Raw genomic sequence first — 17,902 nt, 5'->3', positions numbered from 1 at the left:
TCTAACACTGTCACTCCCGCGTTCGCGGGAGTGATGCCTTCAACGGCTAAGTATTTTTCCGTCCATACGCCTCGATCATCTTTGCGATGTCTTTCAGCGGCAAAATCGTGTCGACCGCACCGAGTTTCACCGCTTCTTTTGGCATCCCATAAACGACACAGGTCTGTTCATCTTGCGCCAGTGTTTCGGCACCTGCATCGTGCATTTCCTTCATACCAATCGCTCCATCGTCACCCATTCCCGTCATCATCACGCCCATCGCGTTGGCGCCCGCGCATTTTGCAACGGAACGGAACAGCACATCGACCGAGGGACGATGTCGATTCACCGGTGGTGCATCTAAAATTTCAACGTGATACTGCGCCCCGCTTCGTTTTAAGAGCATGTGCCGACCGCCGGGCGCGATCAGTGCGCGTCCATTGATGACACGATCACCGTTCTTTGCCTCCAGTACTTCGATCGGGCAGATCTTGTCTAGGCGCTCGGCGAAAGCGGCGGTAAATTTTTCAGGCATGTGCTGAACAATGACAATACCAGGCGACGTACGGCTGAGGTCCTTTAACACCACCTCAAGTGCTTGCGTGCCCCCAGTCGACGTACCGATTGCCACAATTTTATCGGTCGTGACTGACATGGCCGCGCCAGTTCGCGCTTCAAAAGAAGGAATCGCTTCGCTGATCGTCAGTTTTGCGGTTGGGTTCAGCGTGGTCATGGTCATGGCTTTGACGCGCCGCATATCGACCAAGGCAGCGGCCTTCACCGCTTGAACGATATCCCCCGAATCCTGCTCCAAGAACCCTTTCAATCCGGCTTTAGGTTTAGTAACGATACTGACAGCGCCGGCTGCCAATGCCTGCATGGAAGTCGCTGCCCCTTTTTCGGTGAGGGTCGAACAGATAATCACCGGCGTAGGCCGGACAGACATTAATTTTTTCAAAAAGGTAATGCCATCCATCCGCGGCATTTCGACATCAAGGACGACCACGTCCGGCCAACGCTGGTTCATCTTATCCATCGCAAAAATCGGATCAGGTGCGACCGCAATCACCTCAATATCGGGGTCACGACTCAGTAAGGCAGTCAGTACCTGCCGCACGACCGCTGAATCATCGACCAACATCACCTTTATTTTTGCTTTTGCATTCACGGAAAAATCACTTTCTCAACATGTTTGACCCATACATCACCCGACCATAAATCAAACATGACATTACGATGCCCAACGCCGCCCATGTGTTCCCGGCGAACCTCAAATCCATATTGCGACAACAAATGCCGACCGAGTTCGATATTTTTATCAGAAACGGTGATTTCGTTGTTTTTTTGGGATGGAAACTGGTTTCCACCGCCAAACATCTTAACCTCGTAATCGCGGGGATGGGTACGGGATTTTTTAATTTCTTGCAAAAATAACTGCACGGCGTCCTCGGCATACCGTCCATCCAAATCCGTATGAGGTTGACGACGATTGTCTTTGGGGAGCATGTAGTGGCACATCCCGCCGATGCGCAAAATGGGATGCCACATCGTTATCGCGACACAAGAGCCAAGAATCGTGCGGATACGTGTGTCACAGTCACCGAAATAAAAATCGCCGGGCTGTAAAAAAATATCGATATAAAATGAAGGCGCTTCCATGCTAAAAGATCACTTTCTTTGCAAAAGCCAGGTGTTGCTTATCACAACAGCCCTCATCTATTTCTGACTCAACACGATCACTCGTCAGCTAAAACGATCTTAACAGGCCACATCATGTCACCGTTGCGGCACATCAATTTTTTTGATTGTTTGTGTCACTCACGCTGACGGAACAGCCACAAAAAATGCCATCACAACGCACTGATGTGTACCTGAAGATCAAGCAAGAAAAGCTTAAGCCTCGCGCTGATAAATAGAAGGACTGACCAGTTTCAGACTATTATTAACACCATTGAGTGTCTCTGAGTGGCTAATGAAAAAGTATCCTCCTGGTCGTAATTTTTCTATCATTCTTTGTACCAGACGGCGCTTTGTTTCAAGATCAAAATAGATCATGACATTGCGTAAAAAAATGGCATCAAATAAGCCGATGTCCGGTAAAGGCTCGATCAAATTTAATGAGTGAAATCGGACTTTTGAGCGTAACGATTGATCAATCAGAAAAAAATCTTCAAATTCGTCACGCCCTTTGAGGCAATACTTCTTTAACAACGTGGCTGGAATTTTATCTGTCGCCGCCATGGGGTACAGTGCGCGGGCCGCTTTTTCTAATACTCTGCTTGAAATATCTGTCCCTAAAATTTCCCAATCGCCGCCCGGCAGGCTGTCTGCCAGCGTCATGGCGATCGTGTAGGCTTCTTCACCACTTGAGCTCGCCGCACTCCACACACGCAATTTATGCTGACGCGTATGCTGTGGACAAACGACTTTTTTTAAGAATTCAAAGTGTTTAGGTTCACGAAAAAAATACGTTTCATTGGTGGTCAATAAATCGATTGCGACCGTCGTTTCATCTTCAAAACCAGGCTTACCAAGTAATTCAAAATAATCGGTGTAGGTACTCAATCCGCGTTTTCTTAAACGCTTATCGAGACGTCCCATCACCAAGGCTTGCTTTCCGTCACTCAATGCGATTCCTGTGCGGTCATATAAAAACCGAGAAATCCATTCAAACTCCGATTTTTTGAGTGCTTCAATATTTCCAAGAACTAAGGCGTTAGCTTTCATGCTCCTGCTCCGGGTTGCCGTCCGTGTCTGATACGCCATCTGGGCGAGCGATATCGCCGTCCAGCATCGAGCTGCTCAATGCAACCATTTCTTCCACTGACAGCACCTGAGCAAGGTTAAGAACGATGATGAAGCGGCCATCCCGCTTCGCCATGCCACTGATAAAATCCGCGCGCAAGCGTCCACCAAACGCTGGAGGTGGTTCAACATCGCTATCAGCAATATCGATGACTTCGTTCACGGCATCAACCATCACGCCAATACTTTGCGCTTCGACCTCACTCTCTTCCTCTCGTGCCAGCTCAATGATGACAATACTGGTGCGACGCGCCACGCTCGTCACACCACGTCCAAAACGGGCCGTCATATCGACGACGGGCACGACCTTGCCGCGCAGATTGATAACGCCGCGAATAAAACTCGGCATCATCGGCACCTCAGTGAGTTCTCCATACTGAATAATTTCTTTGATATGCAGAATTTCGAGCGCATAGACCTCTCCCCCTAAAACGAAGGTGAGGTATTGCGAGCTACTCACTGACTTTTTTGCGTCTGCACCCTGTGTAGCAACAGCATGCTTTTTCGCTTCAATCACAGCGCCCATGTCATACTCCTAGAAGCGTTCGAACTTTGCTTCATCGATACCACTGGATGAGACAAGACGACCGCGTTTGGTACTGCTCGACACTGCCTTCGATTTCACTTCTGTCGCCGCTGAAAAATGACTTTCTTGCGAGATTTTAAAGAAGGAAACCAGTTCTTTTAATTGTTCCGCTTGGCTCGTCATTTCTTCAGATGTCGCTGCTAACTCTTCAGACGACGATGCATTTTGCTGCGTTATTTGATTCATCTGGTTCATCGCCGTATTGATTTGCGATACGCCGGACGATTGCTCTTGCGACGCGGCAGCAATTTCTTGTACCAGGTCGGAGGTACGACCAATTCCCGGTACGATTTCATCAATCAGCTCACCGGCACGTTCTGCTGTTTTGACGCTGCCTCCCGCCAAATCACCGATTTCTTTGGCAGCAATCTGACTGCGTTCAGCAAGCTTACGCACTTCGGCTGCGACGACTGCAAAGCCCTTGCCATGTTCGCCTGCCCGCGCTGCCTCAATCGCTGCATTGAGTGCCAGCATATTCGTCTGATAGGCAATGTCGTCGATGATGCCGATCTTGGAAGCAATTTCTTTCATCGCACTCACGGTATGTTTCACAGCGACCCCACCTTCCGTCGCCTCTTTCGCCGCCTTGCCAGCGATACCATCTGTCACTTTGGCATTCTCTGCATTTTGATTAATGCCTGCCGCCATTTGTTCAATACTTGCACTGGTTTCTTCGACACTCGCTGCTTGTTCACTCGCCGCTTGCGACAAGGCTTGAGAAGTCGCGCTGACTTGTTCAGAGGCATTCGACAGTGCGTCGGTGGCATTAATGACGTCGGTCACGATTTGAGATAAGCGGTTCACCGTTTCATTACTTGCCGCTTTTAAGGCACCGAATGTCCCTTCGTAGTCGCGATCAATTGTTTGCGTTAAATCCCCTTTCGCCATCGCCGCCAACACTCTTAATACTTCATTGAGGCCTTCATCGCTCGTTTGCATCAAGCGATTGACATCCGAACTGAGCTTACCGAAGAAGCCTGATTTTCCTTCTTCTGAAATACGTGTAGTGAAATTCCCTGCCACGGCCTGTTCAACGATATGACCGATCTCTTTTTCGATGGCGACTTCAGCAGTACGATCCACCCATTCAACCACGCTACCAAGACGCTCGCCGTGGTCACTCATGACGGGATTGGCAGATAATGCAAAGGTTCTGGTACCAACAACAATCTGCGCTTTATGATTACTTGTAAAGCTCGCCAGCATCGCCTTCTGGTGGGCAGGATTTTTATGGAACTGGTCAATACTTGCCCCCATCAACTTGGTCACATTGAAGTTAGGCATGGCTTTACGGATATCTTGTTCGGCGACCGTCAACATATCCACAATGGATTTATTCATGTAAATAATATTACGCTCTGGATCAGCAATCATCACATTGGTTGCGCAATTATCGAGCGCAATTTTTATGCGAAGATTTTCAGCCGCCAGTTGTTCGGCTGCACGTTGCGCAGCTAACTGTGCCGTAATATCTGCCCACTCAACGACGCTACCAAGACGCTCACCTGACTCATTGATTACTGGGTTAGCAGATAGCGTAAAGGTACGACCTCCCACCGTAATTTGGGCATGATGATTATTGGTGAAGGTCGATAATAATTGTTTCTGGTGAGCTGGGTTTTTATGAAATTGATCAATATTAGATCCCATCAGATTAGCCACGGAGAACGTCGGTAGTGCCTTACGGATATCCGCCTCGGCCGTGGTAAGCATGTCGATAATCGATTTGTTGCAGTAAATAATATTGCGATCATTATCTGCAATCATGACATTGGTCGCGACGTTATCCAGCGCAATTTTGATACGCAAGGTTTCCTTGGCAACTTGCTCGCTTTCTTCCATGCGCGAACGAATATTCCCTACCATCGCTGACAAATTCGCGGCAATGCTCGATATATCGTTGTCGCGCAGATCAAGGGAGGCAGAGAGATCTCCTGATGCAACGCGGTTTGCGTATTCAACAACGTCAGTCGGTTCCTGACCAATCTGACGAATGACCATTTTGATCATGAACCACGAGAGTAAAACAACGATGACAAACATCAGCAAGCAGGCACCCACTGTCTCCAACCGTTGCGCTTTCAGTTCCTTATTACGATCTTGTGTACGCTTGATAAGCTCTTTAAGCACTTGCTGTTCAAGTTCGTGCGTATTGTCCATAACGGCACTGAGCCGCTGTGTATAATCCGTTACTTCCGTATCGAATTTATTACTATCTAAAATCTTTTCAGTAATAAAACGCATCACCTCTTTGGAACGCTTGTTCTGCTCATCCATTTTGGTGCCTAAGGCATCTTTATAAGCAGAAGAGACGGCGACCAGCTTCGAAAATGTTTTTTCGTTTTTAATGATATGGTCGTTAATCACCGCATTATTGGCGGCCAATCTTCCACGTTCGGAATCGGACAGCGATTTGTTGCTCAGCGCATCGATGCCAATTGCACGTGAGCCACGGAATTGCTCTGTTAGACGAGGAACATTATCCGTTCCCATCACGGCAAGATAAAATGTGCCTGGATCGGGACTCAGTAATAAATTACCGTTATCAGCAATGGCTTCGATCAATTCAAAAACGCGATCAACGAGTCCTCGATGGGCTGCACGATTGCGTTCAGAATTCATCCCATCTTGTTCGCTGAGGATGCCAGACCAGAGTTGTTTGAGCTGATTGATTTTTTCGTCAAGTTTGAGTTCTGGGCTCTGTTTACTCAACGCGATCATGCTTTCGATCTCAGCGTTCATTTCCTGACTAGTTGCATCTCGGGCACTTCTGGCATTCTTTTCACCCAGAATCATTTCCTGGTTCTGGACGCTATGACGCTGCGCTAATTGTAGAATTTTACTTGCGGGTACCAATGCGGTTGCGCCACTTTTTTCAAAATCTGAGTCGTGCACATCTTGGTTCGCTGTATTCAAATACAAAATAAACGGCAAGCCAAATAAGGCAATCACAAACAAACCAACTAATGCAAATTTCTGCCACATTTTCAAGGATTCCAAAAGCGATTTCATTTGTGCTTCCTTTCTTCAGATTACGGCATGTACTATGAACAGAAGTGATTAATTTAAATCCTCAGTTTGCTTTTTTTGGCCAATCATCGACTGGCTCATTCGTAAATGTCTTTTTTGCTCTTGTGCAGAATACAGCTGTGTCATTGCGGGAATACTCAAAATCAAGGCAACTTCCCCACTACCCAAAATCGTCGAACCACCGATTCCTTTGACGTGATTAAATATCCGTCCTAATGGCTTAATCACCGTCTGAAATTCACCCATCAGACGATCGACAATCAAACCCGTTTTATTGTCTCCGTAACCAACCACCACCACATTTTGACGGCGAGGTAATTCACCTTCGATCTCAAAGAAACTACGCAGGCGAATAAACGGTAAAACCTCACCACGTAAATCCATGTAATCAAGCGCTTCGCTTTCTTTGGGCAACTCGACGCATTCGATGACATGATCCAAAGGTACGACGAACGACGATGCGCCGACACCGACTAAGAACCCATCAATAATCGCTAAAGTCAGCGGTAATCTGATTCTGATGGTAGCACCAACACCCATCTCACTATCAATATCGATGCTTCCGCGTAAGGAAGTGACGTTGCGTTTTACCACATCCATACCAACACCACGACCAGACAGGTTCGACACTTGATCAGCTGTAGAAAAGCCTGGCTCAAAAATTAAGGCATAAATGTCTTTATCACTCAGCACGGCATTGGGCGCAATAAGCCCACGTTCAACCGCTTTTGCTAAAATTTTATCTTTATTGAGCCCGCCGCCATCGTCACTGACTTCAATGATGATGCTGCCGGATTCATGGTAGGCGTTGAGACGTAATACACCTTGTGCGGGCTTTCCTCGGGCTAATCGCACAGAGGATGATTCGATGCCATGGTCCATTGAATTACGTACGAGGTGCATTAATGGATCACCAATTTTTTCGACCACCGATTTATCGACCTCGGTATCTCCACCGGAGATTTCCAAGACAATGTCTTTTCCCAGTTCAAGGCTAACGTCACGCACCACCCGCTGAAAACGGCTGAATGTCGTACCAATGGGCACCATACGCAATTGCAAGGCACTATCACGGACTTCTTCGACTAAGCGCATCACCTCACTAGTCGATTCCAGTAAAGCCATATCCGCCACTTTACTGGCACGTAAATTCGCACCCGCGCCAGCAATGACTAGCTCGCCGACAAGATCAATGAGTTTATCAAGACGTTCAGCATCCACTCGGATACTTTGCCGTTCACGTGCTTTTGAATCTTTGACCTGCTGTTGCTTATTGAGCGCCGCGTTAAGCACGGGCTTTTGCAACATATCTTGTTTGACTAAGATCTCGCCAATCGGTAGCTGCTCTGTTCCATCATCAGTGAAGGACCCTGTTTGCTTTTGTTTTTGTAATTCAAGACAACGATCTAATTCATGGCGTGTGAGCACGCCACTCTTGATGAGGATTTCACCCAAGAGTTCGATATCGTCCGGGAGGGAATGAATGATCTCAATGTATTCATCGATTTTGCTGTTCGGGGGCAAAATCCGAATCACGCTATCTTCATTCACAAATTCAAAGACACTTTCAATCGCTTCTTTGGTCGCATTGCTGCGCAGAACGACTTCAAATCCGAGATAGCACGTCTCTGGATCCATCGTTTCAGCGGCAGGGAGATCTTTCGTGATGGTGACAATATGTACCACATCACCAAGCGTGTTGAGATAACCGATAAAGGAAAGAGGATCCATCCCATTACGCAGGCAGTCTGGTCCGAAACGTAAAGAGAGATACCAATTCCCAGCGTCAACAATACTCCCTTCCGTCCGCGATGTATGCGCGGTGTCCGATTCTTTATGTTGAACAACTTTACCTGTGTCGTTCGTATTTTTATGGTCGAGAAATTGACCTAACTGACCATGCAAATCGTCCCCTGCAGCAGTCAAGGCTGGCGAGGGGGTCAGATCACCTGCGGCAATACGATCAATTAATAAACTTAAATGATCACGACATGGCAGCAATACGGCTACTAATTGCGAAGAAATTGGAATGTCGCCGTCCCGTACTTTGTCGAGGAGGCTCTCCAACATATGCGTAAAATGAACGACATGATCGAGGCCAAATAATCCAGCAGAGCCTTTGATGGTATGGGCAGCACGGAAAATCGCATTGATGGCGTCGGCGCTGTCCTCGCTGTGCTCGAGTCCGAGCAACATGTCTTCCATATCCTGCAATAAATCGCGACTTTCAACGATAAACGTTTCCATCGCGGCTTTCATTTCATTGTCGAAACTCATTCAATCCTCCGCTTTGTGTGGCTATGGAATGCTGTGCTTCTTTATTTTTTTGCGGTATGTTGGACGTGTTACTGATGTCGTTCACCGCGTACGAAAAATCAGATCTTTTGGAAAAAATCAATCAGGTCAGAATGACTTGATCTCCGAAACTGGCAGTCATGTTTGCCATTTCTAGAATTTCTAATACGGGTTTGCTATGCATGACGTAATGCAGTGTTTTTTGATGACGCCGGGCTTCATTTTTTAACAGAATTAATACCTGTAATCCGGCCGTATCCATTTCTGTCACCTTAGAAAGATTCAGCTCCAATTCATCATCGGATTGAAGGAAGCTAATCAGGTTTTCTTTTTCGGTTGCTGCGGTATAAATGGTCAACTCACCTTCGATTTCCCTGGTCTTCATACCGGACCTCTTTTAAGGCAAAATAAGTTTAGATACCGCTGCCAACATCTGTGCGGGCTGGAAGGGTTTGACAACCCATGCGCGCGCACCAGCAGCTTGTCCTTGTAATTTTTTTCCTTCTTGCGACTCGGTTGTCAGCATGATGATAGGAGTGAACTTGTAGGCCGCAAGCTTTTTCACTTCCTGGACGAAGGTAATGCCGTCCATATTCGGCATATTGACGTCAGAAATGATCAAATGCACCTTTTGACCTTTGAGTTTGGATAATGCATCAACACCATCACACCCCTCGATCACGGTGTAACCAGCACCTTTAAGCGCCAATCCGACAACTTGTCGTACTGATGCTGAATCATCTACTACCATGACGGTCTTGGACATACGACATCCTCTCTTGATGAATGATGCAACGACAACTCTTGGCTGATGGGCTCCTACTGCGCGGAAACAAGTAACCGTGATCTATATTCCGCACTTTCACCCACTTATTCATTGCGTCAGCACAAATGTTAAGCGAATTTGAACAAATAAGACAAAGATAGGTTTTACATTATTTCACAAACTTAGTTTGATGAATATTAACTTAAATTACATTTTCACAAAAAAATGTGTAAAGAAATGAAACGTTACACCATCGTTTTTTTACTATAGTAACTATATTGTGTCCAAATAAACAATTTTTACTAGAAATATTTATTAAAAGCTAAAAAAGATACATTTTCTGTCTTGGTGTCGTCCGCGCAACAATAAGGTACCTGACTTCACTCTTTATGTCAGGAAAGTTTTCTAAGCAACAATCTGTTCACAAGCATGAGGACGAAGAATCCATAGGATGATGGCGAAAAAAAAGACATGGTCGGGGAGAGTCCATGTCTTTTGTCAGGTGCCTCCGCGAGACGGGAGGCGATTGGGCTGGTTTAAAACGACTTAAGCTGCCTGGGTCTGTACCAGTTGCAGATTATCGCCATCAATCAGAATACGGCGTGGTTTGTAGGCTTCAGGCACTTCGCGGACCAATTCAATTTTCAGCAGGCCATTATTCATACTCGCGCCGACCACTTTCACGTGATCTGCCAAGCGGAAGCGATGTTCGAAATCACGTGAGGCGATACCACGATGCAGGTAATTTTTTGGACTCTCGTCTTTCTGCTTACGGCCCACTACTTTGAGCGTATCACGTTCACTTTCAATCTCAATTTCAGAACGATCAAAACCTGCGATCGCCATGGTAATGCTGTACTTGTCCTCGGCGATGAGTTCGATATTGTAAGGAGGGTAGCTGGTGGCAGTGTCGTTACGCTGTGCATCGTCAAACAATTGTGCGAGACGGTCAAATCCAATCGCGGAACGGTATAAAGGGGCAAAGTCAAAATTACGCATGATGATATCCTTGTAAAAATAAGCGATATAAATAATAAAAACAACGAAATATAACGATCGATAGCACGGTCAATCTTGCGGCCATCGAGACAAACTAATTCAACAACTAGCTCTGTCTAGCAAACCTCTCATGAGCATCTGCTGAGTAGAAGATAAGGTGGCTTTGAGTGTTTTCAAGAGATTTTTTTTGAAAAAAATGCGCCACTATTTCTATCCAAAAAAGCTTGAAAAGCGATCAAGAAGATACAATATGCGCTCTTCAATATAAAAATAAGGATCACTCGTGGCCAAGCTTTACTTCAGATATTCTGCAATGAATGCAGGTAAATCCACTGCACTATTGCAAGTAGCCCATAACTATGAAGAGCAAGGTCAGCAAGTCTGTTTATATACGGCAGCCATCGACCATCGCTACGGCATTGGCAAAGTGACCTCGCGTCTCGGGCCTCAACGAGAAGCCGCGGTATTTGATGCCGCATTTGATTTTTTTAAGGAGGCGCCCCAAGTCAATTGTCTGTTAGTCGACGAAGCGCAATTCCTCTCGCCAGACCAAGTGAAGCAGTTACATCAATTGGCCCATGTTCGGGGGGTGCCTGTGATTTGTTACGGGATTCGGAGTGATTTCCTTGGTGAACCGTTCCCTGGTGCAACCTATTTATTGGCGTTAGCCGATACGATAGAAGAGCTGAAAAATATTTGCACATGCGGAAAAAAAGCAACGATGAATATTCGCGTTGATAGCGAAGGAAAACGCATGCAGGTTGGTGAACAAATTGACATTGGTGGCAACGAACGGTACCAGCATGTCTGTGGACGTTGCTTCTATACCGTGTAATAACATTTGCAACATTGACGACATGATAGAAACAAAAACCGGAAGCCTTGCCTAGGCAGCTTCCGGTTTTTTTATGTCCCTCGACATCTGAAATGAACTTGTTTTGACGACGGATATCATCATCAAGCGCCTCTTCCTCCTTTATTACGCCATAATTGAGGACTACGATCAGGGATAAGATCATTGGTTCGTCTCGATGTAGATTGTTTTCTTTCAGATCCTATTCAATCACGCCATGCGCCTGACTATCGCTAAAAAAATTGCTGCTACCATCACTGCCGTCGTGATGCTGAGTATTGGCACCATGGCGTGGATTACGAGTCAGAATCTGAAGCGAGGCTTCATTTCTTACCTTGGAGAAATCGAGCAACAGGATCTACGCAAACTCAGTCGATTACTGGCTGAAACCTATCAACGTGACGGAAACTTTGACCGTTTTTATCATGATCGCGAGAACTTACAAGAACTCCTCGATCAATTACATCCACTTCCTCCAGACAATAGTAAAGCGAGTGACACACCAGTAGCATCGGGGGAAGAATCGATTTCGCCGGCAAGTGTAAGGCAACGGCGACGCGCAACACCTCCCGATCTGATGGGCTTCACACAGCGCTTATCCCTTGTTGATGCCCGTGGCACAGCCATCATCGGCCCCAAAGAAGCCGCTGACGCACTCGACGGTAGTCGACAGAATATTGTTGTTGGCCAGCAGGTTGTAGGGAGCTTGAGACTGGCGCCATTGCAGAATATCTCGAACACGAGCGGTCTTGATTTTGTTCGCATTCAAATTCAACAAACAATTTGGCTCGCCGCAGGTCTTATTCTCATGGCCTTGATCTTATCGATTTACCTTGCGCGCCATTTACTGCGGCCTTTAGGGTCATTGCATAAAGTGGCAAAGCGGATTGCGAAGGGACAATTCCAAGCACGCGCTGTTGTGTTAAATCAAGACGAATTGGGAGAGCTTTCTAAAGACATTAATAGCATGGCGCGGTCTCTACAAGAGAATGAAGTACAACGTCGCCAAATGCTGGCGGATATTTCGCATGAATTACGGACCCCGCTGACAGTCATTCTTGGTGAGGTTGAAGCATTGATCGATGGCGTCAGGAAATCGAGTCCGGAAGCCATGGCATCACTCCATGCAGAAGTCATTCATTTGAACAAGCTGGTCGATGACGTTCGCCAACTCACGCTTGCCGATGCCGGTGATCTGCGTTACGAGTTCGCTCGCATCGACATCATCGCTTTAGTCAGGGCGGTCATTCAACGCTACACGTTACGCTTACAAAAGGCACAACTGACGATGCAAATAGACTTCCCAACCGAACTCGCTTTTGTCAGGGCGGATGCAGGGCGGATCACGCAGGTCATTAGCAATTTACTTGAAAACAGTATTCGCTACACGGATAGCCCCGGAACACTGCGGTGTACGATCACCACGAGCCGCAATTTTGTTGATATCACCATGGAGGATAGTGCACCTGGCGTTCCTCCTCATGCACACGCGCTGTTGTTTGATCGTTTGTATCGCGTCGATCTCGCACGCAGCCGCGCACATGGCGGAAGTGGTCTTGGTTTATCGATTTGCAAAGCATTGCTCAGTGCACATGATGGAGAGATCAGTGCCATGCCCTCGTCGCTAGGTGGACTAGCCATGGTGATTCGTCTGCCATTGATCAAGTAATAGGAAAATAATGAAAGACAACTTCGCTCAGCGAATTTTAATTATTGAAGATGATCTAAAGATCGCTGCCCTACTCCAAGACTATTTTGTTGCTAGCGGCTTCCTTGTAGAGCAGCAACATGATGGGCAGGCAGGTCTCATGTCGGTCAAGCAGAATCCGCCGGATCTTGTGTTGCTCGATCTGATGTTGCCGACAATGGATGGCATCTCGGTGTGTCAGGAGATCCGTCGATTTAGTCAGCTACCGATCATTATGATTACCGCCAGAGTGGAAGAAGTTGATCGTTTGTTAGGGTTGGAAGTCGGCGCAGACGACTATGTCTGCAAACCGTTCAGTCCACGTGAGGTCGTAGCACGAGCGAAAATTCATCTTCGCCGTCATAGCGCACCAACCCAGTCCACGCCTGGCTTTTCTATTGACACTGAAGGGCAAAGAATCTTATATGAAGGAAGCGCATTACCTTTAACTCCCGTGGAATACAGACTCTTAGCAGAAATGGTTCGCCATCCCAACCGCGTATTCTCACGACAGCATTTACTCGACATCGCCCATGAGGATCAGCGCGATATCAATGACCGCACCATTGACTCGCATATCAAAAATATTCGCAAGAAAATCCAAAGTCGATTACCGACACCAGAGTGTTTGCACTCGGTTTATGGTGTCGGTTATCGATTTGAACACCCGGAAATGCACCGGTAATTGGTGAAGCGCTTACTTCTGACCGACCTTGCGATAGCCATCATCCAAGGTCTTTAAAAACGCCAGTAGATCCTGCATTTCTGCTTCTGTCATGGCAGGCTTATCGGTTTTTTTGCGGTTGAACGGCGCGTTAACATGGTCGATGTTTTCACGGTATTTTTTGGGTATATCGTTGTACATCGCGATGCTGCCATTGGCTTTCGGATACCATTTTTCTGGTTTGCTATCGCGTTCAGCATAAAAATGAATGACATCATCTAAGCTTTTAAAGACGCCATTATGCAGAAACACTTGGCGCGTTGCGACGTTACGTAAAGTCGGCGTTTTAAACATACCACAGTAGGCCGTTTCTCTGCGCAGATCTTGGCGGACGGGACCGCACAATCCAAGATCAAAGTACGCTGGGTTCTTATTCGCTGGAATCTCGTTATTACGCGGCGCACCAATCGCTTCAAAGCCAAAGTCTGTAAATTGCGCCGGGCGGCCACCACCACCGATACGATCGATGTGGCACTTCGCGCAATTACCTTTGCTTGGATCATGGAAGACGATAAAGCCACGCGACTCTGCCTCGGTAAACTCTGCCTCGCCGGAGACCACGGCGTCGAACTTACTGGTGTAAGGATGGAAGCTAATGTCTTCTGTCTGAAATGCTTCGAGTGCGTTACCCGCTTGTTCCAGAACGAGCGCCGGATTTTTTAACGTATCGACACCAAACACCTTGATAAAGTCCGCGACAAACGGACTATGCTGCAACTTCTCGGTAAATCCTTCCGCTGTGAGGTTGGCCATCTCATTCGCGGCAAGCAAAGGCACTGCCGCTTGTTTGCTAAGCGAATCCACGGCACCATCATGGGTAAAGCCACCTGTTGGTCCCTCATCCTCCAAGCCCTCACCAGCTGGCTGGTAGAAATGGCGTGTGAATTTGGGCGTGAAGCCAAGATAGCGTAACGAGGGCACGGCGCGCGTCCCTGCCTGCTGCATATCAGGGCCACCTAATTGTACGGCGAGATGATTCGCAGGCGCGTAGGCATGGTCTGGTTGGTGACACGTCGCACAGGACATCTTGCCCGAAGCCGACAGTGAAACATCGAAGAACAATTGCTTACCGAGTTGCGCCTGTGGGCTTAATGGCGTATCTGGCTTGGGATAGTCAACCCACACTTTTTTCGCAGCTGCAGGCTTTGGAGGTGGATTGGCTGCAGGATTGACCCCGGCATTGGCCGGCACTTCAGCTTGTTTCTGGCAGGCACTCAACAATAAGAAGACAGAAAGAATACAGGTAATACGACGCGTCAACATAACAACCAACCTCACAAATAGGAAACTTCTGAAAATTCACTGCGACGCAATATCCATTGCGAGGTGGGTACCGGCAAAGAATGATTTTTCAGAAATTCCCGGAAATAAAAAACGGAGTCAATGCGGGGCATTCACTCCGTTTTTAGTCAGAAACAACGATTAGAAATTGAACATCGTTGTCAGATCACCCATCGCGCCAGCATTGGCTGGGAGGTAGGGGTTTGTTTTCAACATGGCTGGATTTGGACGGTTATCACGGCTGCGGTTAGACAACGGTGCCAACTTCCAGTTACGCTCGATAAACTTCATCACGGATGTGTGGTCGTGATAAGTGTGGTCGATGTAGTTCGTACGTGCGTAAGGAGAAACGATCAAGAATGGAATACGTGGGCCATCGCCAAAGAAGTCGATATTTTGAATCGCACCCGTATCAAAGTGACCACCACCTTCATCCGTTGTCACGATAATCGCCGTATGTGCCCACAGCGTTGGGTTAGCCTGTACCTTTGCAATCAGGTTTTGCAAGAAGTACTCATATTTTGCTGGAACGGAATAACCAGGGTGACCACTATCCAGATTTTTCGGCACAACGAAAGAGACTGCTGGCAAGGTGCCTTTTTGTACGTCATTGAAGAAGGTTGTCAAACCAGCCAGACCTGATTTCAGCGTCGTTGATGTCATCACATTTTTGGATGCCACCAATGGATCACCAATAGCGTTGTACTGAACCGCTTGTGCCACAGCCTGTGGAACGCCGAAGGCTGCTGCATCTGTTGCCACGTCGGCCAACTCACGACCGCCTGTGTACCATTTCCATGTCACACCCTTGTTGGCAAGCGATTCTGCAATCGTTGGTACGGTTTGTGGTGGGTAGTTGTAGTTATTCGGACCGATCGGCTGTACATTGCCGTTCATGTCGTAACCTGGTGCGTAGTTATTCACCAGATAGTATTTACCGCTTTCACAGTTGCTCGTCACGCCGTTGACAGCAAGTACGGACAGAATCGAAGCCACACCCGGCTGTGTTGAATCAGCACAGTTGACGTACGAGCCGCCGCTGTAGCCGTCTTTGGTGTAGAAGTTGGCAGTGCCCGCTTGTGGAGTTGGATTTTCAATCTGATTTGCTGGTGGTACAGCGACAGTGCCGTTGGTATTGAAGTACGGCACATCAGCGGTTGCCATCGCAAAGAAGTTAGCGCCTGTGCCGCCCAGGATCGATTGATGGTAGTTATCACTCAAGGCATAGTTTTGTGCCAAGGATTTGAAGAATGGCGCATCGCCAGTGCTCATGTTAAAGAAGCCCATGAGCTCGCCACCTTGTGATGGATTGGCAACCGTCACACCGGTTGTGTCACCACCTTGGCCTGTATTGACCGCCACCCACGTGAACATATCGAGTTTCGCGTTGGTACCGCCAGTTTGCTGCCACATTTGGAAGAAGCGGTGAACAGGATCGCCTGTCGTTGTGCCAATTGGGTTGCTTGCTGTCACACCGTACGGAACGTAGGAAGTGATTTGGAATGGACCATTTTTTAAGTTCGCTGGGAAGCGTGGATCTGGCGTGCCACCCAAGGTCTGCAAGGTCGGTGTCACTTCACCAATTTGCAATGGTTGTGGCAAGGTTGCGTAAGCAGCGCCACGTGTTGGTTGAACGGTATAAGTGCTTTGTGCAACGCCTTGATTTTGCGCCGCTAATGCAAAGTTAGGACCTGGCGTACCGTCGGCATTAATAATGCCTTGGGATAACAAGTTCTTCACTGTCTGACCTTGTGGTGCCACATACGCACCAAACAAGCCATCGAATGTTTGATTTTCACCGATCACGACGATCACGTTCGTGATAGGAGTCGTTGTTGGTCCTGTTGCTAATGCCGTCAGAGACGTGACAGAATTGGCTGGAACGCTCGTAGAAATTGTACCTGTCGCTGGCACATTCAATACTGTTTTGTTGGCGTCGGTACCAACGCTGATTGTGCCGTTATGGATATTAAAACGGGCAATGTTAAACAGGTTATCTAAAGGATCACTGGAACCTGCTTTGTACGTCGTTGAACCGATTGGGTCAGTTGTCTCTGTCGTTGGAATAGACAACGCTGTGTACACGGGTTGCAATAGCGTGCTGAGGCTTTGCTCCGCTGCGGTAATTTGGGTGCTATTGATCGTCGCGACGGTCGCTGCAGCGACGGTGCTGCTGGTCGGTACTGTGCCGATGACACGTTGAGAAATCAAGGATGTCAGTGGATTCAGGTTAGCCTGGACCGACGTGGTTTGGCCGGATGCGACGGTAGGGCTAATCGCTGCCGACAACACGGCAGGCGTACCATCAACATCTGTGTACGGTGCGGTCAGCAAATACGGCGCTGTCCCAGTCAAAGTCAAAATATAGTGACCGCTGTTATCAGTCAACGTTGAGGTCGTGATCGCTCCCGTTGCATCGGTCGCACTAACGACAACACCTGCCAATGGATAACCGGCAGCAGCGACACCTGTCACACTGACGACGGTAGCAGAGGATCCGCTGCCGGAAGAGCTTTTGCTGCAGCCGGTAGCCAACGCCAATATCGAACACGCCAATGCGATTGTGCGTAATTTCATCATGTACATCTCCAAAGAGGATGGTTTTTGTTAACTTCATCAAACACAACAGCCTAATCAGCCAGTGTTTTCGTATTCTTTAATAGGATTCGGGTATCCTGGTGACAGCGGGACATTCATAGATCCTAGGATAGTGCAGCAGTGTCGCGCGAATTTATGACCTGCGCGTTAAACTGCTCAGAAAATTTTCATATTAGAAAGATAATTCTAAATCATCGTGACATTTTCCCTGTTTATTGACCATCTGTCGCTACGGGAATGTATCAAAATACTTCGCTATCCATCAAGATAAACTTTTGAAAACATACCTTAACGCATCC

14 protein-coding genes are annotated in these 17,902 nt (G+C 47.5%); 3 read left to right on the top strand and 11 right to left on the bottom strand.

What is annotated here, in order from left to right; genetic code table 11:
• Positions 1 to 46: 46 nt before the first annotated feature.
• From ACO0K2_RS06410 to ACO0K2_RS06370, 9 genes are all read right to left on the bottom strand, one after another.
• On the bottom strand, positions 47 to 1,120 hold the full coding sequence (locus ACO0K2_RS06410; RefSeq protein WP_423017470.1) for a protein-glutamate methylesterase/protein-glutamine glutaminase: 1,074 nt from the start codon (positions 1,118 to 1,120) through the stop codon (positions 47 to 49).
• 23 nt (positions 1,121 to 1,143) lie between these two features.
• Positions 1,144 to 1,638, bottom strand: coding sequence for a chemotaxis protein CheD (locus tag ACO0K2_RS06405; protein WP_423016938.1), 495 nt, complete (start codon positions 1,636 to 1,638; stop codon positions 1,144 to 1,146).
• Positions 1,639 to 1,872: 234 nt separating this feature from the next.
• Positions 1,873 to 2,706, bottom strand: coding sequence for a CheR family methyltransferase (locus ACO0K2_RS06400; protein WP_423016936.1), 834 nt, complete (start codon positions 2,704 to 2,706; stop codon positions 1,873 to 1,875).
• Entirely contained in the window at positions 2,696 to 3,310 is a 615-nt protein-coding gene (locus ACO0K2_RS06395; RefSeq protein ID WP_423016934.1) for a chemotaxis protein CheW, read from the bottom strand. The genes ACO0K2_RS06400 and ACO0K2_RS06395 overlap by 11 nt, the downstream gene beginning before the upstream one ends.
• Positions 3,311 to 3,319: 9 nt before the next feature.
• The gene (locus tag ACO0K2_RS06390) at positions 3,320 to 6,382 is read right to left on the bottom strand and encodes a methyl-accepting chemotaxis protein (protein WP_423016932.1); all 3,063 of its coding nucleotides are present in this window, start codon (positions 6,380 to 6,382) and stop codon (positions 3,320 to 3,322) included.
• A gap of 48 nt (positions 6,383 to 6,430) precedes the next feature.
• Positions 6,431 to 8,677, bottom strand: a complete 2,247-nt coding sequence (locus ACO0K2_RS06385; RefSeq protein ID WP_423016930.1) for a chemotaxis protein CheW — start codon at positions 8,675 to 8,677, stop codon at positions 6,431 to 6,433.
• A 121-nt stretch (positions 8,678 to 8,798) separates the two neighbouring features.
• Positions 8,799 to 9,080: an STAS domain-containing protein gene (locus ACO0K2_RS06380; protein ID WP_423016928.1), complete on the bottom strand. Its 282-nt coding sequence runs from the start codon at positions 9,078 to 9,080 to the stop codon at positions 8,799 to 8,801.
• A gap of 12 nt (positions 9,081 to 9,092) precedes the next feature.
• A complete protein-coding gene (locus tag ACO0K2_RS06375) occupies positions 9,093 to 9,461 on the bottom strand; it encodes a response regulator (protein WP_423016926.1) in 369 nt (122 codons plus the stop codon).
• A 546-nt stretch (positions 9,462 to 10,007) separates the two neighbouring features.
• A complete protein-coding gene (locus ACO0K2_RS06370) occupies positions 10,008 to 10,460 on the bottom strand; it encodes an Hsp20 family protein (RefSeq protein WP_423016924.1) in 453 nt (150 codons plus the stop codon).
• A 283-nt stretch (positions 10,461 to 10,743) separates the two neighbouring features.
• On the opposite strand from ACO0K2_RS06370, the gene ACO0K2_RS06365 reads away from it, so the two are divergent.
• The 3 genes from ACO0K2_RS06365 (at position 10,744) to ACO0K2_RS06355 (ending at position 13,685) form a co-directional block, all read left to right on the top strand.
• The gene (locus ACO0K2_RS06365) at positions 10,744 to 11,295 is read left to right on the top strand and encodes a thymidine kinase (RefSeq protein ID WP_423016922.1); all 552 of its coding nucleotides are present in this window, start codon (positions 10,744 to 10,746) and stop codon (positions 11,293 to 11,295) included.
• A 235-nt stretch (positions 11,296 to 11,530) separates the two neighbouring features.
• Positions 11,531 to 12,982, top strand: coding sequence for an ATP-binding protein (locus ACO0K2_RS06360; protein ID WP_423016920.1), 1,452 nt, complete (start codon positions 11,531 to 11,533; stop codon positions 12,980 to 12,982).
• A gap of 10 nt (positions 12,983 to 12,992) precedes the next feature.
• Positions 12,993 to 13,685 (top strand): response regulator, encoded by a 693-nt coding sequence (locus ACO0K2_RS06355; RefSeq protein WP_423016918.1) that lies wholly within the window; start codon positions 12,993 to 12,995, stop codon positions 13,683 to 13,685.
• Positions 13,686 to 13,697: 12 nt separating this feature from the next.
• Here ACO0K2_RS06355 and ACO0K2_RS06350 read toward each other — a convergent pair whose 3' ends face one another.
• Together ACO0K2_RS06350 and ACO0K2_RS06345 are read right to left on the bottom strand one after the other, a co-directional pair.
• Entirely contained in the window at positions 13,698 to 14,987 is a 1,290-nt protein-coding gene (locus ACO0K2_RS06350) for a cytochrome-c peroxidase (protein WP_423016916.1), read from the bottom strand.
• Positions 14,988 to 15,146: 159 nt separating this feature from the next.
• Positions 15,147 to 17,585 (bottom strand): alkaline phosphatase family protein, encoded by a 2,439-nt coding sequence (locus ACO0K2_RS06345; RefSeq protein WP_423016914.1) that lies wholly within the window; start codon positions 17,583 to 17,585, stop codon positions 15,147 to 15,149.
• Positions 17,586 to 17,902 lie beyond the last annotated feature (317 nt).

Origin of the sequence: Undibacterium sp. MH2W, from assembly GCF_049340215.1 — a bacterium.
Classification (GTDB): Bacteria; Pseudomonadota; Gammaproteobacteria; order Burkholderiales; family Burkholderiaceae_D; genus Undibacterium.
The sequence above is the reverse complement of the archived record's forward strand: the minus strand, read 5'-3'. Positions and strand labels throughout refer to the sequence as shown.